The sequence below is a fragment of the Massilia genomosp. 1 genome, assembly GCF_011682185.1.
Lineage (GTDB): Bacteria > Pseudomonadota > Gammaproteobacteria > Burkholderiales > Burkholderiaceae_D > Telluria_A > Telluria_A rubra.
In genome coordinates this window covers 1-446 of record NZ_WHJF01000399.1, presented here as the reverse complement: position 1 = coordinate 446, position 446 = coordinate 1, and the positions used below count along the sequence as shown (strand labels likewise).

Annotated in this window: 1 pseudogene; it reads left to right on the top strand. The window is 53.6% G+C overall.

Annotated elements, in window-relative coordinates:
• Positions 1-169 precede the first annotated feature (169 nt).
• A pseudogene (locus F1735_RS34275) lies at positions 170-446 on the top strand (IS6 family transposase); the annotation flags it as partial.

The following is a 446-nucleotide window of genomic DNA, read 5'->3' as shown; positions in this document are numbered from 1 at the left end:
TCCTTTTCCGCGGCGGAAAGCTTGGAAAGATCTGGAAGGGGGCGCAGTTTTGTCATGATCAGCATCATGGACCGATTTCAAGAAACGAACAACTCTGGCACGTGCTCGCTCAGGCTAAACAGTTACCTGTCAACTTGGCGGAGCGCGGCGGTTTTTGTAAACTATTGGCATGACACCCACCCAACTTTACCTCGGCTTTCGCTTCCCACACCACATCATCAGCCACGTCGTATGGCTGTACTTCCGATTTTCGCTGAGTTTTCGCGACATTGAGGAACTGATGGCCAGTCGCGGCATTTTCGTGACGTATGAGACGATCCGCCAATGGACGTTGAAGTTCGGTCAGCGATATGCCAACGAACTGCGCCGGCGTCAGCCGCAGCGCGGCGACAAATGGCATCTCGACGAAGTCGTGCTCACCATCAAGGGCAAACACCACTATCTCT